Source organism: Streptomyces sp. NPDC001714 (assembly GCF_042892755.1).
Classification (GTDB): domain Bacteria; phylum Actinomycetota; class Actinomycetes; order Streptomycetales; family Streptomycetaceae; genus Streptomyces.
In genome coordinates this window covers 100,758-120,945 of sequence record NZ_JBIAUL010000022.1, presented here as the reverse complement: position 1 = coordinate 120,945, position 20,188 = coordinate 100,758, and the positions used below count along the sequence as shown (strand labels likewise).

21 protein-coding genes and 1 pseudogene are annotated in these 20,188 nt (G+C 71.1%); 9 read left to right on the top strand and 13 right to left on the bottom strand.

Annotated elements, in window-relative coordinates; translation table 11 throughout:
- Positions 1-134: 134 nt before the first annotated feature.
- The gene (locus ACFY0P_RS42105; RefSeq protein WP_388926194.1) at positions 135-1,379 is read right to left on the bottom strand and encodes a serine hydrolase domain-containing protein; all 1,245 of its coding nucleotides are present in this window, start codon (positions 1,377-1,379) and stop codon (positions 135-137) included.
- 221 nt (positions 1,380-1,600) lie between these two features.
- Between ACFY0P_RS42105 and ACFY0P_RS42100 the strand changes: the two genes are divergently transcribed.
- On the top strand, positions 1,601-1,774 hold the full coding sequence (locus tag ACFY0P_RS42100; RefSeq protein WP_388926191.1) for a hypothetical protein: 174 nt from the start codon (positions 1,601-1,603) through the stop codon (positions 1,772-1,774).
- 2 nt (positions 1,775-1,776) lie between these two features.
- On the opposite strand, the gene ACFY0P_RS42095 is transcribed toward ACFY0P_RS42100, so the two are convergent.
- Positions 1,777-2,247: a hypothetical protein gene (locus ACFY0P_RS42095; protein ID WP_388926188.1), complete on the bottom strand. Its 471-nt coding sequence runs from the start codon at positions 2,245-2,247 to the stop codon at positions 1,777-1,779.
- Between the two features lie 333 nt (positions 2,248-2,580).
- Between ACFY0P_RS42095 and ACFY0P_RS42090 the strand changes: the two genes are divergently transcribed.
- Positions 2,581-2,847 carry a hypothetical protein gene (locus tag ACFY0P_RS42090; RefSeq protein ID WP_388926186.1) on the top strand — a complete coding sequence of 89 codons (267 nt, stop codon included), beginning with the start codon at positions 2,581-2,583 and terminating at the stop codon, positions 2,845-2,847.
- On the opposite strand, the gene ACFY0P_RS42085 is transcribed toward ACFY0P_RS42090, so the two are convergent.
- Positions 2,828-3,025 (bottom strand): hypothetical protein, encoded by a 198-nt coding sequence (locus ACFY0P_RS42085; RefSeq protein ID WP_388926386.1) that lies wholly within the window; start codon positions 3,023-3,025, stop codon positions 2,828-2,830. The genes ACFY0P_RS42090 and ACFY0P_RS42085 overlap by 20 nt on opposite strands.
- 304 nt (positions 3,026-3,329) lie before the next feature.
- Between ACFY0P_RS42085 and ACFY0P_RS42080 the strand changes: the two are divergent.
- Positions 3,330-3,568, top strand: a pseudogene (locus tag ACFY0P_RS42080) (Lrp/AsnC family transcriptional regulator); the annotation flags it as partial.
- Positions 3,569-3,572: 4 nt separating this feature from the next.
- Here ACFY0P_RS42080 and ACFY0P_RS42075 read toward each other — a convergent pair.
- Positions 3,573-4,670: a PP2C family protein-serine/threonine phosphatase gene (locus ACFY0P_RS42075; RefSeq protein WP_388926183.1), complete on the bottom strand. Its 1,098-nt coding sequence runs from the start codon at positions 4,668-4,670 to the stop codon at positions 3,573-3,575.
- A gap of 243 nt (positions 4,671-4,913) precedes the next feature.
- On the opposite strand from ACFY0P_RS42075, the gene ACFY0P_RS42070 reads away from it, so the two are divergent.
- Together ACFY0P_RS42070 and ACFY0P_RS42065 are read left to right on the top strand one after the other, a co-directional pair.
- Positions 4,914-5,822, top strand: a complete 909-nt coding sequence (locus ACFY0P_RS42070; RefSeq protein WP_388926180.1) for a GNAT family N-acetyltransferase — start codon at positions 4,914-4,916, stop codon at positions 5,820-5,822.
- Positions 5,823-5,866: 44 nt separating this feature from the next.
- Entirely contained in the window at positions 5,867-6,211 is a 345-nt protein-coding gene (locus ACFY0P_RS42065) for a hypothetical protein (protein ID WP_388926177.1), read from the top strand.
- Here ACFY0P_RS42065 and ACFY0P_RS42060 read toward each other — a convergent pair.
- From ACFY0P_RS42060 to ACFY0P_RS42040, 5 genes are all read right to left on the bottom strand, one after another.
- Positions 6,208-7,095, bottom strand: a complete 888-nt coding sequence (locus tag ACFY0P_RS42060; protein ID WP_388926174.1) for a Gfo/Idh/MocA family protein — start codon at positions 7,093-7,095, stop codon at positions 6,208-6,210. The two genes, ACFY0P_RS42065 and ACFY0P_RS42060, sit on opposite strands and share 4 nt — an antisense overlap.
- 47 nt (positions 7,096-7,142) lie before the next feature.
- A complete protein-coding gene (gene tgmB, locus ACFY0P_RS42055; protein WP_388926171.1) occupies positions 7,143-8,126 on the bottom strand; it encodes an ATP-grasp ribosomal peptide maturase in 984 nt (327 codons plus the stop codon).
- A 17-nt stretch (positions 8,127-8,143) separates the two neighbouring features.
- Entirely contained in the window at positions 8,144-8,335 is a 192-nt protein-coding gene (tgmA, locus tag ACFY0P_RS42050) for a putative ATP-grasp-modified RiPP (protein WP_089102565.1), read from the bottom strand.
- A 165-nt stretch (positions 8,336-8,500) separates the two neighbouring features.
- Entirely contained in the window at positions 8,501-9,367 is an 867-nt protein-coding gene (locus ACFY0P_RS42045; RefSeq protein WP_388926168.1) for a fructosamine kinase family protein, read from the bottom strand.
- Positions 9,368-9,394: 27 nt separating this feature from the next.
- Positions 9,395-9,874 (bottom strand): hypothetical protein, encoded by a 480-nt coding sequence (locus ACFY0P_RS42040; RefSeq protein WP_388926165.1) that lies wholly within the window; start codon positions 9,872-9,874, stop codon positions 9,395-9,397.
- Between the two features lie 298 nt (positions 9,875-10,172).
- Here ACFY0P_RS42040 and ACFY0P_RS42035 point away from each other — a divergent pair, with 298 nt between their 5' ends.
- The 3 genes from ACFY0P_RS42035 (at position 10,173) to ACFY0P_RS42025 (ending at position 13,067) form a co-directional block, all read left to right on the top strand.
- On the top strand, positions 10,173-11,561 hold the full coding sequence (locus ACFY0P_RS42035) for a glycoside hydrolase family 43 protein (protein WP_388926162.1): 1,389 nt from the start codon (positions 10,173-10,175) through the stop codon (positions 11,559-11,561).
- A 235-nt stretch (positions 11,562-11,796) separates the two neighbouring features.
- Positions 11,797-12,261 (top strand): hypothetical protein, encoded by a 465-nt coding sequence (locus tag ACFY0P_RS42030; protein ID WP_388926159.1) that lies wholly within the window; start codon positions 11,797-11,799, stop codon positions 12,259-12,261.
- Positions 12,262-12,371: 110 nt separating this feature from the next.
- Positions 12,372-13,067: a class F sortase gene (locus tag ACFY0P_RS42025; protein ID WP_388926156.1), complete on the top strand. Its 696-nt coding sequence runs from the start codon at positions 12,372-12,374 to the stop codon at positions 13,065-13,067.
- A gap of 59 nt (positions 13,068-13,126) precedes the next feature.
- On the opposite strand, the gene ACFY0P_RS42020 is transcribed toward ACFY0P_RS42025, so the two are convergent.
- The 4 genes from ACFY0P_RS42020 to ACFY0P_RS42005 form a co-directional block, all read right to left on the bottom strand.
- Positions 13,127-14,134: a LacI family DNA-binding transcriptional regulator gene (locus ACFY0P_RS42020; RefSeq protein ID WP_388926153.1), complete on the bottom strand. Its 1,008-nt coding sequence runs from the start codon at positions 14,132-14,134 to the stop codon at positions 13,127-13,129.
- A 2-nt stretch (positions 14,135-14,136) separates the two neighbouring features.
- Positions 14,137-15,438: a glycoside hydrolase family 27 protein gene (locus ACFY0P_RS42015; protein ID WP_388926150.1), complete on the bottom strand. Its 1,302-nt coding sequence runs from the start codon at positions 15,436-15,438 to the stop codon at positions 14,137-14,139.
- Between the two features lie 17 nt (positions 15,439-15,455).
- Positions 15,456-16,979, bottom strand: coding sequence for an alpha-N-arabinofuranosidase (locus ACFY0P_RS42010; protein ID WP_388926147.1), 1,524 nt, complete (start codon positions 16,977-16,979; stop codon positions 15,456-15,458).
- 161 nt (positions 16,980-17,140) lie between these two features.
- The gene (locus tag ACFY0P_RS42005) at positions 17,141-18,586 is read right to left on the bottom strand and encodes a glyceraldehyde-3-phosphate dehydrogenase (RefSeq protein WP_388926144.1); all 1,446 of its coding nucleotides are present in this window, start codon (positions 18,584-18,586) and stop codon (positions 17,141-17,143) included.
- 176 nt (positions 18,587-18,762) lie between these two features.
- Between ACFY0P_RS42005 and ACFY0P_RS42000 the strand changes: the two genes are divergently transcribed.
- A complete protein-coding gene (locus tag ACFY0P_RS42000; protein WP_388926141.1) occupies positions 18,763-19,956 on the top strand; it encodes a hypothetical protein in 1,194 nt (397 codons plus the stop codon).
- Positions 19,957-20,188: the final 232 nt, after the last annotated feature.

The window sequence follows — 20,188 nt, the reverse complement described above, 5'->3', positions numbered from 1 at the left end:
CACAGTACACACCGTCATTGACCGGCCTCGCACGGTGAATCGTTACATCGCTGCGAATCCGTTCGGTGACTGTTCGCTTCTGTGTCAACTGTCGGAAATGCCTTACGGGGCAGGTGAGTTGAGGTTCTGCGCCGTCACCGCGTGACGGAGGCGGGCACCGGCAGGTCGAAGACATGGGCCGGGGAGATGATCCGGGTGACCGCGTTGCCGAACAGGGTGCTGGGCTCGATGTCGCCCTTGTAGCTGATGTCGGTGTTGAGCAGCACGACCACGGTCGTCCGGGCCGACGGCAGATAGACGGTCAGGGACTCGTAGCCCGGCAGCGAGCCGTTGTGCCCGATCCATCCCTGGACGTCGAAGATGCCGAGGCCGTATCCGGTGCCCTGGATGCCGGTCGGAGGGGTGGTCAGCCGCTGCTTCTGCACGGCGGGGCCGACCATGGCCGTACCGTCGGGAAAGACACCGGTGGCCACGGTCCGCGCCCAGGTGCGCAGATCGTCCAGGTCCGAGATCATCGCGCCGGCGGCCCAGCCCCAGGACGGGTTCCAGCCGGCGGTCTCCTCGACCTTCCCGGTCGCCGTCTGGTCGGTGTACCCCTGCGCATGCGGGGCGGGGAACTCGTTCCCGGTCGGGAACAGGGTGTGGCGCATGCCCGCGGGCCCCAGGACGTGCTGTTCGAGGTAGTCGCCGAGCCGCTGCCCGCTCTCCTTCTCGACGAGCAGGCCGAGCAGGATCAGGTTGGTGTTGGAGTAGGAGAACTTCTCGCCGGGCCGGAACAACGCCGGGTGCCTGAAGGAGTACGCGAGCAGCTGCCGTGGGGTGAAGGCGCGCTGCGGATCCGAGGTCAGCGCCTTGAAGAAGCCCGCGTCCTCCGAGTAGTTGAACAGTCCGCTGCGCATCCCGGCCAGGTCCCGCAGGGTGATCCGGTCGCCACCCGGCACACCGTCGAGGTACTTGCCGATCGGGTCGTCCAGGCCGACCCTGCCCTGGTCGACCAGTTGCAGCAGCGCGGTCACGGTGAACGTCTTGGTCTCGCTGCCGATGCGCATGTACAGGTCGGGCGACATCGTCTGCCCGGTCGCCTTGTTCGCGACCCCGAACGAGCGAACGTAGTCGCTCTGTCCCGGCGTCCAGATGCCGACGGTCACGCCGGGCACGTCCGCCTCACGCATGACGTGCTGCACGGCCGCGTCGAGTTGGCGGGCCACCGCCGGCGTCATCGCACGGACGTCGGAGCTGCCGGACGGCGACGGGGTGGGCGACGGCGCGGCGAACGCGGCCGGTGCGGGGGCGGGCGCCGCTACCAGGGGCACGGTGAGTGTCCCCAGTGCGACGGCGATCGCGGCCCCTCGGCGCAGTATGGCGGACGTGTACGGCATGGGCTGACTCCAGGCCCGTGACAGGGAACGTGCGGTGGGGTCGGACGTCAGAACCCTGACTTCACATGATACGAGCGCGGGTGGGAAGCCGCCTGCCGGCCGCGAGCCGCCGGAATGCATGTATGGCCGGCGGGCGCGCCCGATCGGGGGGTGCGCTCGCCCGCCCCGGTGAGCGTGCCGGACGGCGCGTACCACCGCCGCGTCCCGGGCGTTGCCCCGGCATGGACGGAACCTCCCGCATCCCCTGGCGCACGGTCCAGGAGCCGCGCGCCCTCCTCTCCCGTGAGCCGATCTACGCCCAACTCGCCCGGGAGCGGCGGGAGCAGGGCCGTACGGTGCCGGCCGAACGGGAGGGCCGCTGGGCCACCGTCCTCATCCTGCTGCCCCGCCGCTGACCTCACTGCTCCTCGCACACCGGCCGCAACACCGCCAGCGTGCCGTTGGCCTCGCGCAGCGCCGACTCCAGCGTGGCCGGCCTGTGCAACGCGCCGCTGCCGTCGGGCGGCACCAGCCACTCCAGGAAACGTGTCGGCCGGTACGGCGGCGGTACCGAGACCCACGCCCCCTTGCTCGCGTACCGCAGCCCGGCACCGATCCAGCCGCCGGACGGGTCGGGCGGCAGGAAGAACCCGACCCGGCGCGCCGCGCTGTCCACCAGGGTCGGTCCGGGCACCGGCAGGGACGGCCGCCACAGCAGATCCAGGGTGAGCAGACCGAGCCGGTCCGGCACGCTCAGCAGATCCCAGAAGCGGCCCGCCTCCAGCAGGGAAACGCCCTCACCGTGGTCCCACTCCCACTTGCACGCCCGGGGGTCCGCCGACGCTGCCGCGAGCCATTCCACACCCTGCATCCACATCCTGTTCGTCATGCACCGCTCCGGGATATCTCGCTCACCTGTTTCGGGCGCAGGGGAACGACCGACACCGGGCACTCGGCGCGTCCGCACGCCAACCCGGCATATGCATGCTGGTAGATATTTCTAACTGGCGGAAGGGGTGGCGAACCCTGGCGTTTGAGGGCGAATGTTCGAACACTGCGCACCGGTACGAGAGTTGCGCAAATCGGCGGATTCGCCTTGGTGCGCAGAGGCGCTCGATTCGGTCGTCTCGGCAATCGATTCGAGCGTTGCGCCTCGGATGTCAGGGCGGTATCAGCCGTACGCTCCCGTCATTCCGTCGCCGCACCGTGACCAGGGGCTTCCATGGACCGCACCCGACTGCACGCCCTCCTGGCCCGCGAGAGCGCCGAGGCCGAGCGGCGAAACCCCCGCTCCCGCGCGGCATATGCCGGCGCCGGCCACCTCTTCGGCCGGGTCCCGATGACGTGGATGAACAAGACCGCCGGCGCCTTCCCCCGGTACCTGGCGACGGCCCGCGGCACCCGGGTCACCGACGTCGACGGGCACACGTACATCGACTTCGCCTCGGCGACACCGGGGCGATGGCCGGTCACTCGCCGGCCGCCGTGACCGAGGCGGTGCACCGTCGGTTCGCCGAGCTGGGCGGGGCCACCGCCATGCTGCCGACCGAGGACGCGGAGTGGGCCGGCGCCGAGCTGACCCGCCGCTTCGGGCTCGCCCGCTGGAGCTTCTCGCTCACCGCGACGGACGCCAACCGTTGGGCGATCCGGCTCGCCCGCGCCGTCACCGGACGCCCGAAGATCCTGGTGAACAGCTACAGCTACCACGGCAGCGTCGGCGAGTGCCTCATCGTCGTCGGCCCGGACGGCAAGGGGGCGCCCCGCCCCGGGGACGTCGGCGCGCCCTGCGAGGTCACCCTGACCAGCCGGGTCGCCGAGTTCAACGACCTGGACCAGCTGGAGCGCGAGCTCGCCCACGGCCACGTGGCCGCCGTTCTCATGGACCCGCCCTCACCAACATCGGCATCGTCCTGCCCGAACCCGGCTACCCGGACGGCGTGCGCGCCCTCACCCGGCAGTACGGCACGCTCCATCGGCGTGGACGGCGACCCCCGTGCCGTGGCCGACGCGCTCGCCGGACACCCCGCGGTGGTGTACTCCGTCTTCACCTCGGGCGGCTTCGACCTGTTCGTCGAGGTGGTCACGCCGGTCCGAAGGACCTGCTCGATTTCGTCAACGACGTGGTCCGGCCGATCGAGGGCGTGCGCGAGGTCCGGTCCTTCCCGTACTTCGGCATCCATACCCACCGGTTCCTGTGGGAGGTGGGCTGAGAGCTCAGCCGATGGCCGGTGTCAGGACGAGCATGGTGGCGTCGTCATGCACCTCGTAGTGCCTGGTCAGGTCCGCCCACACCCGTTCGGTGAGTGCGACCGCGTCCACGCCCGCGAACCGCGCGAGCCGCTCCGGGAGCGGATAGAAGCCCCCGGCTCCGTCGCGCGCCTCCCAGACGCCGTCCGAGGCGAGGAACAGCCGGTCGCAGGGTCCCAGCTCCACGGTGACCTCCTTCGCCGGCTCCACCCCCACCAGCCCCAGCCCCAGCGGGGCCCCGGGTGCGACGATCACTTCCTCGGCCTGCCCGTCCCGCAGCAGGACCGGCGCCGGGTGACCGCAGGCGACGATCCGCACCGAGCGCAGATCGGCGGAGAACTCCATCAGCAGAGCCGTGGCGAACAGCTCCGCGTGCGGAACGCCGGCCGAGTCCACCGTCAGTCTGCGGTCCATCCGCGCCGCCACCGACTCCAGGTCCTCCAGGTCGAGGACCGCCTCCCGGAACGCGCCGAGCAGTGACACCACCGTGGCGACGGCGGCCAGCCCGTGCCCCCGTACGTCCCCCATCACCGCCCGGACCCCGTACGGGCCGTCGCGCACGTCGAAGAAGTCCCCGCCGACCAGCGTCCCGTGCTGCGCGGCCCGGTACAGCCCCACGCACCCCACCGCGCCGACCCGCTCCGGCAGCGGCGGCAGCACGGCCCGCTGGACCGCCTCGCCCACCGCCCGCTCGGTGAGCAGCTGTGCGTCCCGGTGACTGCGCACGTAGGAGACGAACACGCTCAGCAGTGCCACGAAGGTGACCGTGAGGAGGTCGGTGTCGCCGGGATGGTTCAGGTGGGTGGCGGGGATGTTGAGCAGCAGTACGACCAGGCAGCTCAGGACGGCCGTCGCCAGCGGGCCGTAGGAGAGGACGGCCAGCGGCGGGATGGCACCGAGGAGGAAGGCGAAGTCGTTTCCGTCGGGGCTGATCAGCGTCGCCACCGTCACGACCGCGAGCAGGACGACGGGCAGCACCCGCACCCAGCGTGGCGGCGGCGCACCCTGCAACCAGCCACGACCGTCCCGGTAGCCACGCGACGACCAGCCGCGCACCGAAGTCACATCCCTAAGCTACGCCCGTGACCGGCCACCGCACCCGTCTCGATCTTGAAAAGCCGCGCCCGGAAAACCCGTGGACGTCTCCGGGCCGGGCCCCTAACGTATGAGCGCACGCCCGAGACCGGACGGAAGGAGGCGAGTGCGATGTACATCACACCCATCCCGCGCTCCCTCCCCGTTTCCCGGGCGTGACAGGTCAGAGCTGACCCGGGAGCGCTCCCCGCAGCACGCATCCCGGAGGAATCCGTGACCGATCCGGTCATCCGTACGCTCGACGACAGCACCGCCCACGTCTTCGACACCCTGCCCGACCCGCTGCGCATGCGGGAGAAGCACCAGCGCACCCGGTTCCGCCCCGAGTGGAAGCGCGTCGCCCTGCGCGACGGACGCGTGGTCGCCCGGGCTGCCTGGTGGGGCGTTCCCGGGGCCGACGAGCCGGACGTGATCAACTGGTTCGACGTGGCCGAGGGCGAGGAGGAGGCCGGCGCCGAGCTGCTGAGCGGCGCACCCTGGCAGGTCGAGGAACTGGAACTCGACCTGCCCACGGGCTGGCACGACGACCCCGACCTGCGCACCGCCGCCGAGACCCGTTTCACCGCCGCCCGCAAGGCGGGCTTCGAGCTCCTGGTGGAGCGTTACAACTACCGCTGGACCCCCGAGTGCGGCCTGCCCGAACGGACCGGCCGTCTCGTCTACAGCCCCGAACCCGACGACCGGGTGTTCTTCGACGCCCTGCGCCGCATCCACTCCGTCACCCTGGACGCCCACGCCCGCCGCGCCATCGAGCAGGGCGGAGTGGACCTGGCCGCCCAGGAGGAGATGGACTTCTTCCACTGGATGCCCTCGCCTCGCGCATGGTGGCAGATCGCCCGCACCCCCGACGGCGAACCGGTCGGCATCCACATCCCCGGGCACAACCCGGCAGGGCCCTGCATCGGGTTCCTCGGAGTCCTGCCCGAGCGGCGCGGGCACGGTTACGCCTACGACCTGCTCGTGGAGTGCACGCACTTCCTCGTCGAGCACGGCGCCGCGTTCATCGCCGCCGCCACCGACCAGGGCAACGTCCCCATGGCCGCACACTTCGCCAGGGCCGGGTACCCCGTCGTCCGGGAGCGGGTGAACTTCCGGGCGACGGGCGTTGTCGGTGCGGGGTGACATGCTGACATCACGGTGATCTTCAGCTGACGACAGGAGCCGGCATGGGGTTCGAGGGTGGTGTCTGGCGGGTGCGGGGCAGGCGGGAGCCGGTCGGTGAGATCGTCGTCGACGAGGCCGACTTCCCCTGGCTGCACGGCCGCTTCACCCCCGGTCCCGGCTTCGCCGGCGTCCGGGACCTGTTCGCCCGGGAGCTGGTGCTCGCCGAGGACGAGGACTGGGATGCCTGGGAAGAGGTCCACGACGAGATCCACCGCCAGGTGTCCCTGACCTCGCCGGACGGCCCGGTCCCCGAGTTCCTGCTGCACATAGAGGGGGACCGGGCGTGGTTCAGATGGAGCGACGAGCCGTTCGGCGAGGACCGGCCGAGCAGCCCGGCAGCCGACTAGCCGACGTCCTTGCCCAGCAGCGTCTCCGCCTCCGCGAGGATCTCGGTGACCCGCAGGCCGAAGGCCGCGTCGCACGGGTGCGGCCGCCCCGTGCGCGCGGCCGCGACCAGGGCGTCGGCGGCCCGGGTCAGAGCGGGAACCGCTCCCTCCGCACTCCTCGGAAGGAGCGTGACCCCCGCCTCGCCCCGCAGCTCCACATCGGCCCCGGCCGCCGCCGGGGGCGCGGTGAGGCTCAGCGTCACCGTGCTCGTCGCCCCGCCGGCGTGGTCGAGCACGAGATGAACGGTGTCCGCGGGACCGTGCACGGCGGCCGCCACCCGCCGTACGTCGCCCAGGACCGGCAGCAGTACGGACAGCGCGTGCGGACCCACGTCCCACAGCGCGCCCTTCTCCCGCCGCCACGGCGAGTCGGCGAACGGGCTCTCACCGGTGAACAGCGACCCCAGCCAGTGCGCCCGGGCCGTGAACCACCCCGCCGTGGCAGCCTGTTCACCGATCCACGCCTCCGGCTCCTGCTGGAACCGGGTGGTGAAGAACAGCACGGAGGCGACCCGGGCCCGCTCGGCCGCCTCCACCACCGCCCGCCCCTCGGCGACGCCGATGGCGAGCGGCTTGTCCAGCAGCAGATGCCGGCCGGCCTCCGCGGCCCGCACCGCCAGCTCCGCCTGGATCACCGGCGGCAGCGCCACGGCCACCGCGTCCACGTCGCCGATCAGCGCGTCCACGTCGTCGTACGCCCGGACGTCGTACTCCCCGGCGATTTCCGCGGCCGCCTCGGGGCGGCGGCCCCACACCCCGGCGAAGTCCAGCGAGCCGTGCCCCGCCAGCGCGGGGGCGTACGCCGCCCGTGCCCAGGGCCCGGTGCCCAGCAGTCCGATGCGCATCTTCCGTTCCTTTCTGCGTACCCGGCTCCACATCGTCGCCCAGCCTGTCAAGGCGTCGTGTTCCGCCCGCCGCCGGCGTACGACCGGCACCGGTCGCTGCCGTGCGCCAGCCACCCGGCGATGGTCTCGGCGATCGGCTGACCGGTGTCCATCTCGATGAAACCGAACTGCCCCGACTGGTTGCACTCCAGGAACCACCAGATGCCGTCGGCGTCCTCCGCGAAGTCGAAGGCGCCGTAGGCCAGCTCGGCGTCCTTCATATACGTGTGGACGGCCTCGGCGACTCGCGGTGGCACCTCCGCCTCCTGCCAGGGGGAGTCGGACGGCGCGAACCGGACGTCCACGTCGTCGGGGTGGGCGTCCGGGCTCACCGGCTTGCGGGCGGCCAGCAGCCGCTCGCCGACCACCGTCAGCCGGATGTCGGCCCGCTTGGCGACCCGCCGCTGCAACAGCGTCGGGCCGAACGCCACCGCCGCGAAGTCGGTGTCCGGCGCCACCCGGCTGGTCGGCACCGCCCGCGGCGGCTCCTGCGGATGCGCGCCCGACACCGGCTTCACCACCAGGTCCGGGAACCGCTCCGCGAACTCCCGGGCCGCCTGGGGAAACGTGGTGATCAGCGTCGCGGGCACGGCGAGCCCGCTGCGCTGCGCCAGCCGCAGCTGCCACGGCTTGTGGCGGGCCCGCAGGGCCGCGTCCGGATGGTTCATCCAGCGCGCCTCGGTCCCGCGCAGCATGCCGTACAGCGCCTGCGCGGACTCCTCGGTCAGCCAGGCCGACGGCTGCGCCGCCCGGGCGGCCGCCGCCCCCGGCCTGCGCACCCAGATGGAGCGCAGGCCGTTCATGCTCACCAGGCGTCCGTTCACGGACAGATGTCCGCGGCTGACGCCCTGCACATACTCGCCCGACAGGGCCACACCACTGGTCAGATCGGCAGGATCGAGGCGGACGACGGGCACTCCGGCCTCGTGCAGCCGGAGGACCACCATGTCCGCCGTCACGTCCTCGTCACTGGTCAGGATGAGCACGGTCATCGTGAGGGTCCGCGCGATCAGTCGTCGAAGTGCGTCTTGGAGCCCGCGGTGGAAGTCGTGGTCCCCAGGGCTCTGAGCGTTGCGTGATCGGTGGCTGCGATCCGGCCATCGTGGAGAACGTTCAACTGCAGTCCGGAGTCATACGCGTACGGAGTGGTGACGTCCAACTGCACTGCGGGGCGTGCGTAGTTGAGCGCGAACGGTTGCATGGTCTCTCCCTGTTTCGTTCTTCCATGCACTTATACGATTCGAACGCGTGGTTGGTTTCCTTACTCTGCGTAATCTCAGGCCGAATTAAGAGCTTGTTAAGGGGGAACCGGCGAATCGCTCCCACACGTGGCCGATTTCACATTCCCGTCCGGCACATGACGGGGTCACATGTCCGCGAAATTCCGGGATGTCGCCAAAGCCTGTTCGGCGTAGCTCCGTCCGAAGAGCACGGCATGCACCAGCAGCGGGAACAACTGGTGCAGGCCGATCCGCTCCGTCCAGCCGTCGGTCAGCGGAGCCGTCTCCTGATAGCTCGCCACGATCCGGTCCAGACACGGGCAGCCGAAGAGGCGGAGCATCGCGAGGTCGGTCTCGCGGTGCCCGCCGTGTGCGGCCGGGTCGATCAGCCGGACCCGGCCGTCGGCGCCCCACAGGACATTGCCGCTCCACAGGTCGCCGTGCAGCCGAGCCGGCGGCTCGGGCGGCCCCGCGAGCTCCGGCAGCCGCTCGCAGACCCGCTCGATCACGGCGGCCTCACCCGGCCGCAGCGTCCCCCGGTCGACGGCCGCGCGCAGATACGGCAGCACCCGGTGCTCGGCGTACCAGCGTGCCCAGTCGGTGCCGGGCTCGTTGCTCATGGGGGCGCGACCGATCCAGGCGTCGCGCGGGCCGTCCGGCGGCGCCGCCCCGAAGGCCGGGGCACCTGCCGCGTGCAGAGCGGCCAGCGCGTGGCCGAAACGCGTCGCCGCCTCGGCGTCCGGACGCCCGGTGGGGACCAGTTCGGTCACCATCCACCGCTCGTCGTGCCCGAGTACCTCCGGCACCGGGACCGCCCGGGCGGCGGCCAGCCAGCGCAGCCCGGCCACCTCGGCCCGTACCGCCCCGGGACCGTCACCGCGCTTGACCATGACCGCGGGACCGCCCGCGAGTGTCACCTCCGTCAGGCCACCCGACCGTGCCCGCTCGGCCGAGACCGGCCGCCCGGTGAGCCGGGCGGCCACCGCGCCCGGACCCTCGCCGCCGTCGACCACGGCCACCAGGGTACGGGGCGACCGGGATCAGGAGCCCCAGGTGCCCTGGTCGACGGCGCAGTTCCATCCCGTGCCGTGCAGCGTGAAGCGCACCTTGTAGGTGTGGGTGTTCAGCAGGTGCGTCTGCACCTTCACCCCGAGAGTGCTCTTCTTCTTCAGCGTCGTCGTGTACACCGACACCGTCTTCGACGTCCTGTGGCTGACCTTGCCGCCCTTGGCCGTGGCGGTGCCGAAGCGGATGTTCTTGACGTCCGTCACGGTGAACGTGACCTTCTTGAAGCTCTTGGTCGCGCTCTTGTTCTTGACCGCGAAGTACAGGCCGCCGTCGGTCACCCAGCCGCTCGCGTTCACGGAGAAGCGGCTCGGGTAGACGATGTCGACCGGGCAGCCGGTGCTCTTCGCCGTCTCCGCCGGGGAATCCGCCCGTGCGGACGCGCCGGTGGCGAGCGCGATCTGGGCGGTGGTGAGGGCGCCGGCGACGGCCAGGACTCGGAAAGTTGTACGCATACGGTTCACTGAGGTGATGCCTCCCCCTGTGGTGCTCATCGGACCGTAACGAAGAGTCTCATCCGCCTTGCCCGAAAGCAGGCGAATTTCCAGGGGACTTCCACCGAACGGGTTCCCGCGTGCCTCCCGCGACCGGGGACGCGCGATCGCCACCCCCGCGGCACCGCCGCACACAGGGAATTCCCAGTAACTCCCTTGTTACGCAAGCATTGACGCGCCCCACGCGCCCCTCTAGTTTCTGATCGGTTTTCCGAACCACGTCCGAAATACCGGACGTCCCCCCTCGTCTGGAGCGCACATGAACGGCACCCCCCTGTCGCGCCGCCACTTCCTCGGCGCGGCCGCGACCGTCCCCCTCGCCGCCACCGGCGCCCTCGCCCTCGGCGCCGGAGCCGCGCAGGCCGCGACCAACTCGGCCTACGTGATGTGCTACTTCACCGAGTCCCCTGACATGCTGGCCGCCAACTACGGCCTGCACCTGGCCGTCAGCACCGACGGCCTCCAGTGGACCCCGCTCAACCAGAACGACCCCGTCGCCACCCCCACCGCGGGCTCGCTCGGCCTGCGCGACCCGTTCATCCTGCGCAAGCAGGACGGCACCTTCGTGGTGCTCGCCACCGACCTCTACGGCACCGACTGGAGCTACGTCAGCCAGTACATCCACGTCTGGGACTCCACCGACCTGCGCAGCTTCACCGGCTACCGGCGGATGAAGCTGCACGACATGGACACCCACGCCTGGGCGCCCGAGGCCTTCTGGGACGCGGGACGCGGCACGTACGGCGTCATCTACTCCGCCGTCAACGACAGCGGCCACAACGTCATCATGATCAACTACACCGGGGACTTCATCACCGCCGGCGACCCCCAGGTCTTCTTCGACCCCGGTTACGACGTCATCGACGGTGACCTCGCCGTCGGCGTCAACGGTGTCAACTACCTGTACTTCAAGAAGAACTCGACGCTCGTCGGCGCCCGCTCCACCTCACTGGACCCCGGCAGCTTCACCGAGTTCTCCACGGCCGTCTCGCACCACGGCACCGAGGCCCCGACCCTGGTCAAGTCCCTCGCCTCCAACTCGACCTGGTATCTCTGGGGCGACACCTGGGACCCCAACGGCGTCTTCTACGCCTGGCAGACCAGCGCCCTGTCCGCCGGCACCTGGACCGCCCTCGACCAGAAGATCTACACCCAGCCGCTCAACTCCAAGCACTGCGGCATCCAGCCCATCACCTCGACCGAGTACAACAACCTCGTCGCCAAGTGGGGCACCCCGACCTGGAACCGGCTGAAATCCTACAACTACCCGGCCAGATACGTCCGGCACAGCAACTTCGTCGGCCGGATCGACGAGTACGCCTTCGACCCGTACACCGACGGCATGTGGAAGCTGGTCCCCGGTCTCGCCGACAGCAGCGGCGTGTCCTTCCAGTCGGTGAACTACCCGACCCGCTACCTGCGCCACTACGACTACCAGCTGCGGCTCGACGAGAACGACAGCACCACGACGTTCGCCCAGGACGCCACCTTCTACCGGACGGCCGGCCTCGCCGACTCCACCTGGTCCTCGTTCCGCTCGTACAACTACCCGACGCGCTACATCCGCCACTCCGACTACGTGCTGCGCATCGACCCCGTCACCACGAGCACGGACCAGGCCGACGCCACCTTCTACGTCGGCTACTGACACCACGCCGGGCCCGTCCCGCGGCGACACGCCCACGACGGGCCCGGGACCGCCCGAATGGCGGCGTGCCCGCCCGGGCGATTGACCCAGCCGGGCGGTGTTGGGCGTGTCGTGACCCCGGATGGGCGGCCTGGATGGTGCGCGCCGCGGGGCTGGCTGACGGTGGTTCATGTCGGGGCCGGGTCGTTACAGCTGATGGAGTATCGGCGCCCGGCCGCGGCGGAAGGACATCGAGATGCGTTCTGCCCGCATGATCCTCGCGACGACGGCCGCCACCGCTGCCCTCGCGTTTTCCGCCCCCGCAGCCCAGGCCGCGGTCGCGGGGGACTGGGACGACGGAGGCCGTGACGACTCTTCCTACAGCAGCAACGACAGCAAGTTCGACCCCGACACCTACAAGGGCCAGGACGACGAGGAGAAGGGGGACCAGGGAGGCAAGGAAGACCAAGGGGGCAAGCAGGACCAGGGAGGCAAGCAGGACCAGGGAGGCAAGCAGGACCAGGGAGGCAAGGGGAAGGACGAGGGCGGCTCGTCGTGGGGCGACGACGAGGAGAGCGACCGGCCGCACGGCGGTATGCACACCGGCGGCGGTGCCCTCGCCACGCCCGGTGTCACCGCCGGCGGGCTGGCCGTGCTCGGCGTAGCCGCCACCGGTGCCTACGCGCTGCGGCGCAGGAGAGTCCCCGGGTCAGCGTCCTGATGGGCCCACGCATGCGGGGGCCGCGGTGCCGTCGGCGCTCCACACTCCGACGGGACCGCGTCCCCCGTGTCCCGCCCTCCCGCTGCCGTGCCCCAGAAAGGTGACCTCCGATGGCAGCTGGCCCCACCACCCCCACCAAGCCAGACCCCGACGCCCCCGTCGGCCCCGACGACCGGGACGGCTCCGGCAGTCCCCCCTCCGGCGGACGACTGCCCGTGTGGGGCGTCGCCGTCCTGCTCATTGCCGTGGCGCTGATCGGCGGACACACCGGCGGTTCCGACACGACCGGCACCACCAGGGCCGAGAGCACGGACGCCGTCCCCTCGGCCGATCCCCGCCGGACCGTCGAGGCGCTGCCCCGGTCCACGCCGACCCGCCTCGTCATCCCGAAGATCTCCGTCGACGCCCCCTTCACCGCCCTCACCATCGGCTCCACGGGCCAGCTCCAGCCCCCGCCGGCCGCCGACACCAACCTCGTCGGCTGGTACTCCAGGGGCGCGACACCCGGCGAGGCGGGCACCGCGATCATCGCGGGCCATGTCGACACCGTGACCTCGGCGGCCGTCTTCGCCAGGCTGGACGAACTGGAGCGCGGCGACCGCTTCACGGTGAGCCGGGCCGACGGCACGGACGCGGAATTCGTGGTCGACGACGCCGACACCTTCGCCAAGGACGACTTCCCCAGCGACCGCGTCTACGCGGACACCCGCCGCCCCGAGGTGCGCCTGATCACCTGCGCCGGCGACTACGACCACGACGTCAGGGACTACACGGAGAACCTGGTGGTCTTCGCCCACCTGGTCTGACACCTGGTTTTGACACACGGTCCGACACCTGGTTCCGACACCGCGCCGGTGCCGCCGGGTCAGCCGCCCGTGGACTCCCGCACCACCAGCCGGAACGGACCGGCGAACTCCTCCCGCTCCGGTCCCGGCCCGCCCCGGTCGATGCGGGCCGCCAGCAGGGCGACCGCGCGCTCGGCCATCAGGTCGTGGTCCGGGTCGACGGTGGAGAGGGAGGGGACGAGGTACGCGCTCTCGTCGACGTTGTCGAAGCCGATCACCTTGACCTGCTCCGGCACCCGGATCCCGGTGTCGGCGAGCGCGCGCAGCACGCCCATGGCCACCGTGTCCGTCACACAGAACACCCCGTCGAAACCGGGACCGTCAGCCGTCCGCTCCCGGATGCGGCGGGCGGCCTCCTGCATGGTGAGCGACTCGGCCGTCACCACCAGCTCCGGGTCCGCCCGCAGCCCCGCGGCCGCCAGCGCCCGCAGGTACCCGGCGTGCCTGAGGGTCGACACGTCGACCTCGTCGCCCAGCCGCCCGCACACGATGGCGATCCTCCGGCAGCCCCGCTCGACGAGATGGCGTGTCGCCGCCTCGGAGGCGGCCTCGTTCGGCATGGCGACATGGTCGACGGGGCCGCCGAAGATCCGCTCGCCGAGGATCACCACCGGATGGTCGACGTCGAGCGCCCCGACATCGGCCGGGCCCATGCCCACCGTGCTGAGGATGAGACCGTCGTAGAGCCGGTTGCGGGACAGGGAGAGGGCCGCGAGCTCGCTCTCCCGGCGGGCGCCGGTCTGCTCGATGCTCACCCGCAGGCCGTGCCGGCCGGCCGCCGCGATGATCGACGCGGCCAGCCGGCCGTAGTACGGGCGGTTGATCTCGGGGACGGCCAGGCCGATGGTCCCGGTACGGCCCTTGCGCAGGTTGCGGGCGGCCACGTTGACCCGGTAGCCGAGCCGGTCCATCGCCTCCAGGACGCGCTCCCGGGTGGCCGGGCGGACGTTGGGATGCCCGTTGATCACGTTGGAGACGGTCATCGCCGACACCCCGGCCGCCTTCGCCACGTCCTGGATCGTCGCCACACTCACTCCCGCCGGCCGTCCTCGGCAAGACGATAGAGGGCGGCACCGTGGGCGGGCAGCACGGTGACCAGCCGCCGGCCGTCATGGGCGGAGTCGGTGCGGGTCCACAGCTCCCGGACCCGGTCGCGGGGCGTGGCTCCGACCGACCCCAGCGGCACCTCGACGCGCCGCTCCTCGTCCGCCAGCGAGAACACCGCCGCGTACCGGGTGTGCCCGTCGGTGTCCCGGGCGGTCCACAGCACCAGGTCCCGCTCCCGCAGCACCTCCTGGTTGCCGGTGCTGTGCAGGAGGACGTCGAGGGCCTCGTCGTTGGTGAGCAGCGCGACGGTCTCGGGCGGCGAGGTGGGCAGGTCGCCGCCCATCATCAGCGGGGAGCGGGAGATCAGCCAGAGGGTGAGCAGGCTGACCTGCTCGGGGTGGGTGAGGGCGCACTGGCGGTCCGCGCCGCGCTCCGCGCGGATCCCGATGTGGCCGAGCGGCAGCATGTCGGCGTCCGCCCAGCCCCGCTCGCCCTGCCAGGGGGCCCAGCGGGCCATCCGCGCGAACTGCGCCTCGACGTCCTCCCAGCGGTCCCACAGGTCGTCGCAGACCCGCCACATGGTGGCGTGCTCCCGCAGATGGTCCAGGCGGGCGAGGGACATGTCGGTACCGGGGGAGAGGCTCAGCTCGATGGACCGCCCGCTGCGTTCGATCGCCCGCGCGTAGGCGGCGATCTCCCGCTCGTGGTACGGGAAGAGCATGTCGTCGGCCTTGACGAAGTCCACGCCCCAGGCGGCGAACTGGGCGACCTGGGCGTCGTAGTAGGCCTGGGCGCCGGGGTGGTCGTGGTTCAGGCCGTAGTTGTCGGAGTTCCAGGGGCACACGGAATCGGTGTCGGCCACCTCCGCGGCCGTGAAGTCCGTGCCGAGCACGGGCAGTCGGGCCTCGACCGCGCGGCGCGGAATGCCCCGCATGATGTGCAGCCCGAACCGCAGGCCCATGCCGTGCACCCGCGCGGCCAGCGGGCCGAACCCCGCCCCGCCCGCGGCGGAGGGGAACCTGTTGGGTGCGGGGAGCTGGCGGCCGTGGCCGTCGAGGACGAGCGGGGCGTCCGGGTTGTAGCCGTGGGCGCGGGCGGTGGGCTCGTACCACTGGATGTCGACGACGACGGTGTCCCAGCCGTGCGGGAGCAGATGCTCGCGCATGAACCCGGCGTTGGCGAGGACCTCCTCCTCGGTGACGGTGGTGCCGTAGCAGTCCCAGCTGTTCCAGCCCATGGGCGGCCGCAGCCGACGGGCGGGCAGCGGGCGTGCGGATCGGGTCATGTGCGCGCTCCTGCGGGTCAGCGCCGGTCCAGGGGCGCCTGGACGGTGACGAACGAGTGGGGCGGGAGGGTGAGCCGCAGTCCGCCGGCGGTCACGGACACGCCGTCGAACGCCCGGGGGGCGACGGCCGTCGACGCCTCCGGGGTGTTGTGGGCCTGGAGCTTGTCGGCCGTGAGGATCCGGGCGGTCGGCTCGCCGAGGGCGCCGCCGCGCAGGTCGAGGGTGACGTCGGCCGCCTCCTCGGCGTCCAGGTTGCTCACCGAGATCAGGACGGTGCCGTCCTTGACGCTGGCGGAGGCGGACACCGTCTCCAGTTCCGCGTCCCCGACCGTGCGCCGGGCGTCGTCGCCCCGCAGGTGCACGGCGAGCGACGTGGCGTCCTGGTGGCCCTTGTTCATCTCGAAGACGTGGTAGGTCGGGGTCAGGACCAGGGCGTCGCCGTCGGTGAGGAGCATGGCCTGGAGCACGTTGACGGTCTGCGCGATGTTGGCCATGTGCAGGCGGGCCGCGTGCCTGTGGAAGATGTCGAAGTGGGTGCTCGCCACCAGCGCGTCGCGCAGGGTGTTCTGCTGGAAGAGGAAGCCGGGGTTGGTGCCGGGCTCCACGTCCCACCAGGTGCCCCACTCGTCCAGGACCAGGCCGACCGTACGCCCCGGGTCGTAGACGTCCATGACCGTGGAGTGGCCGGTGAGGATGCGGTCGATGCGGTGGGCCGACAGCATCGTGCGGTAGTAGTCCTCGGCGTCGAACTCCGTGGCGCTGCCCTTGGCCTCCCAGGGGCCGGAGAGCGTGTAGTAGTGGACGGAGATGCCCTGGAAGAAGGTCTTCGGGGCGGCCTCGCAGCCGAAGCAGCTGATCTGCTGCATCAGGGTCTCGGTCCACTTGTAGTCCGCGTCGGAGGCACCGGAGGCGATCCGGTAGAGCTTGTTGTCGCCGTGGTCGCGGCAGTAGGTGGCGTACTGGCGGGCCAGGTCCGCGGAGTACTCGGCGCGCATGTTGCCGCCGCAGCCCCAGGTCTCGTTGCCGATGCCCCAGTACTTCACGCGCCACGGCTCCTCGCGGCCGTTCTCCTTGCGCAGCCGCACCATCGGGCTGTCGCCGTCCCGGGTGATGTACTCCACCCACTCGCTCATCTCGCGGACGGTGCCGGAGCCGACGTTGCCGCTGATGTACGGCTCGGCGCCGAGGAGTTCGCACAGGGCCATGAACTCGTGGGTGCCGAAGTGGTTGTTCTCCTCGACGTTGCCCCAGTGCGTGTTGACCATCCGGGGCCGCTGCTCGCGCGGCCCGACCCCGTCCCGCCAGTGGTACTCGTCGGCGAAACACCCGCCCGGCCAGCGCAGGTTGGGGATGTCCAGGGCGCGCAGGGCCGCCACGACGTCCAGGCGGATGCCGCCCTCGTTCGGGACGGGGGAGTCCTCGCCGACCCAGAAGCCGCCGTAGACGCAGCGGCCGAGGTGCTCGGCGAAGTGGCCGTAGAGGTGTCGGCTGATCGTCGGGCCCTCGATGTCGAGGTTGATGATCGCGGTGGCGGTGGGCACGCGGGCACTCCTGACCGGCTGGATTGTTCGATATACGGAACGAAGTTCGTGGACTCGGTTGTATCGATAAAAAGCTGCCATCGGGCCGTGATCGCGTCAAGAGCGCGGACAGCCCGGCTCCCTGCGGGCGCAGGGAGCCGGGCTGCCGGAGGGGAGGGGCGTCAGACCGCCGGGGACGGGAACGTCGGGTACTCCACGCCCGAGACGTGCTGGACGACCCGGACCACCTGGCAGGAGTAGCCGAACTCGTTGTCGTACCAGAGGTAGAGGATCGCGTTGTCGCCCTCCACCTTCAGCGCGCCGGCGTCCACGATCGACGCGTGGCGCGAGCCGATGAAGTCGCTGGAGACCGCGTCCGGGGCCGTGATGAAGTCGATCTGGCGCTTGAGCGGCGAGGTCAGCGACACCTCGCGGAGGTAGTCGAGGACCTCCTCGCGGGAGGCCTCGCGGGCCAGCTGGAGGTTGAGGATCGCGATCGACACGTCCGGCACCGGGACCCGGATCGAGCTGCCGGTGATCCGTGCCTTGAGGTCGGGCAGCGCCTTCGCCACGGCGGAGGCGGCGCCCGTCTCGGTGATCACCATGTTGAGCGGCGCGGACCGGCCGCGGCGCTCGGACTTGTGGTAGTTGTCCAGCAGGTTCTGGTCGTTGGTGAACGAGTGGACCGTCTCCACGTGGCCGCGGAGCACTCCGTACTCGTCGGCCATGGCCTTCAGCGGCGGCACGATCGCGTTGGTGGTGCAGGAGGCGCAGGACAGGATCTGCTCGTCCGGCTTGATGGTGTCGTGGTTGACGCCGTGCACGACGTTCGGGACGTCGCCCTTGCCCGGCGCGGTCAGGACGACCTTCTCGATACCCGGGCGCAGGTGCTTCGACAGGCCCTCGCGGTCCCGCCACTTGCCCGTGTTGTCGATGAGGATCGCGTCGTGGATGCCGTACTCGGTGTAGTCCACGGCGCTCGGGTCGTCGGCGTAGATCACCTTGATCTCGTTGCCGTTGGCGAGGATCGTGCTGTTCTCCTCGTCCACCGTGATCGTGCCCTGGAACTGGCCGTGGATGGAGTCGCGGCGCAGCAGCGAGGCGCGCTTGACGATGTCCTCGCCGCCCGCGCCGCGCACCACGATGGCCCGCAGGCGCAGGCCGTTGCCCGAGCCGGCCTTCTCGATGAGCAGCCGGGCCACCAGGCGGCCGATGCGGCCGAAGCCGTACAGGACGACGTCCCGCGGCTCCCGCTGCTCGATCTTGTTGGCGCCGGTGGCCCCGGCGACCGCCTCCGCGGTGAACGCCTCGACGCTCAGGCCCCGGTCGTCGGCCTTGTGGGTGGCGGCGAGCATGCCGATGTCGATCTGGGAGGGGCCGAGGTCGAGGGCGGTGAGCGCCCGCAGGAACGGCATCGTCTCGGTGACCGACAGCTCGGCACCGTCGATCTGGCGGGCGAAGCGGTGGGTCTTGAGGATGCTGACCACCGACTTGTTCACCAGGGAGCGGCTGTGGAGGAGGACCGTCACGTCCCGCTCCCGGTGCAGCTTCCCGATGAGCGGGATCATCGACTCCGCGATCTCCTCGCGGTTCTTCCAGTTGGTGAACGAGTCGTCGTTGACAGTCACAGACCTGAATCTCTCGATCGAGCTGGGTGGCGCTCATATGGTAAACCGGCCGGTGAATGATCGATCAAGGGGGTCCGGGTGTGATGCGGGTCGCGAAGTTCTGAACCCGGGCGGAAGACCGTAAGAGGCCTCCGTGTCGTGTTGCGCCGTCGCGGGCCGCTGCCGAAGGTCGGAGCGTGAGCACGTCCTCCGTCCCGCGGCCCGGGTCCGCCGTTCAGACCGGTCCCGCCCACCCCGCACCCGTCCGCCGCACCCCGTCCGGCCTGGTGTCCGCGCTCGTCCTGTTCACGGCCGTCCGACTCGCCGGAGTCGCGGCCGTCGCCATGGCGAACCACGCCATGGGGCGACCCCTGGTCAGGAACCTGGCCCATGCCTGGGACGCCCGCTGGTACCTGCACATCGCCACCCACGGCTACGGCGACCTCATCGAGATCACGCGCAAGGGGGCCGTCCAGACCGACTGGGCGTTCTTCCCGCTGTACCCCGGGCTCATCCGTGCCGTGACGACGGTCCTGCCCCTCACCCCCGGCAAGGCCGCGCTGGCCGTCGCCTGGACCGCCGCCGTCGTGGCCGCGTGGGGCATCCACCGGATCGGCGATCACCTGTACGGCCGGGGCGTCGCCACCGCGCTCGTCGCCCTGTGGGCCGTACTGCCCCAGTCGGTCGAACTCACCATCGCCTACACCGAGTCCCTCTTCTGCGCCCTCGCGGCCTGGTCCCTTTACTGCGTCCTCAAGGGCCGCTGGCTGTGGGCCGGCTGCCTGGCCGCGCTGGCCGGGCTGTCCCGCCCCAGCGGCTTCGCGGTCGCGGCCGCCGTCCTGGCCGCGGGCGCGCACGAGGCGGTACGGCGACGGGGCCGCGTCCCGCTCGCCCTGTGCGCCGGATGCCTGCTCGCCCCGCTCGGCTGGCTCGGCTACGTCCTGTGGGTCGGGCGGCGCACCGGTAGCCTCCTGCACGGCTACTTCGAGGTGCAGCGCGCCTGGGGCTCCCGCTTCGACTTCGGTGCGGGCTCACTGCGCTTCCTCAAGGCCCTGCTGCTGCACGGCGGCGGCTTCGTGTACGCGGCGGACCTGGTGATCGTCGCCGCGGGACTCCTGCTCTTCTGCCTCCTCTGCCTGGACCGGGCCCCGCTGGTCCTGGTGGTCTTCGCGGGCGTCCTGGTCCTGGTGGTCGTGGGCGGCTCGGGCTCCTTCTCCTCCAAGCCCCGCTTCCTGCTCCCCGCCTTCCCCCTGCTGATCCCGCTCGTCCGCGCCCTGGTCGGCAGTTGGCGCGTGCGGCCCGTCCAGGCGGTTCTCGTCGTCGGCGCCCTCACCGCGGTCTCGCTGCTGTTCGGGGCCTATCTGATGGCGGTCGCCCGCTCACCCCTGTGACGTCCAGGCTCGCCTCGGATCGGTGGCTGGATCGCCTGACCGGCGTCCCGCTCGACCTTCATGTCCTGCCGGAGCGACTGGGTCTGCGATTCCATGCGCTTCAGCGCCACCCTTGCGGGTGAGAGTCACGTACTGGCCGTCGAACTGAATCTGTCCGCCCTTGCCCTGGACCTCGATCACGTCGCGTTCTCTTCTCACGATGGTGCTGCTGGAGGCGTCATCGTGGCAGGTC

Coding starts and splice junctions, on each gene's coding strand:
- ACFY0P_RS42105 (WP_388926194.1), bottom strand. CDS start 1,379: ATGCCGTACACGTCCGCCATACTGCGCCGAGGGGCCGCGATCGCCGTC.
- ACFY0P_RS42100 (WP_388926191.1), top strand. CDS start 1,601: ATGGACGGAACCTCCCGCATCCCCTGGCGCACGGTCCAGGAGCCGCGC.
- ACFY0P_RS42095 (WP_388926188.1), bottom strand. CDS start 2,247: ATGACGAACAGGATGTGGATGCAGGGTGTGGAATGGCTCGCGGCAGCG.
- ACFY0P_RS42090 (WP_388926186.1), top strand. CDS start 2,581: ATGGACCGCACCCGACTGCACGCCCTCCTGGCCCGCGAGAGCGCCGAG.
- ACFY0P_RS42065 (WP_388926177.1), top strand. CDS start 5,867: ATGGGGTTCGAGGGTGGTGTCTGGCGGGTGCGGGGCAGGCGGGAGCCG.
- ACFY0P_RS42060 (WP_388926174.1), bottom strand. CDS start 7,095: ATGCGCATCGGACTGCTGGGCACCGGGCCCTGGGCACGGGCGGCGTAC.
- tgmB (WP_388926171.1), bottom strand. CDS start 8,126: ATGACCGTGCTCATCCTGACCAGTGACGAGGACGTGACGGCGGACATG.
- tgmA (WP_089102565.1), bottom strand. CDS start 8,335: ATGCAACCGTTCGCGCTCAACTACGCACGCCCCGCAGTGCAGTTGGAC.
- ACFY0P_RS42040 (WP_388926165.1), bottom strand. CDS start 9,874: ATGCGTACAACTTTCCGAGTCCTGGCCGTCGCCGGCGCCCTCACCACC.
- ACFY0P_RS42035 (WP_388926162.1), top strand. CDS start 10,173: ATGAACGGCACCCCCCTGTCGCGCCGCCACTTCCTCGGCGCGGCCGCG.
- ACFY0P_RS42030 (WP_388926159.1), top strand. CDS start 11,797: ATGCGTTCTGCCCGCATGATCCTCGCGACGACGGCCGCCACCGCTGCC.
- ACFY0P_RS42025 (WP_388926156.1), top strand. CDS start 12,372: ATGGCAGCTGGCCCCACCACCCCCACCAAGCCAGACCCCGACGCCCCC.
- ACFY0P_RS42015 (WP_388926150.1), bottom strand. CDS start 15,438: ATGACCCGATCCGCACGCCCGCTGCCCGCCCGTCGGCTGCGGCCGCCC.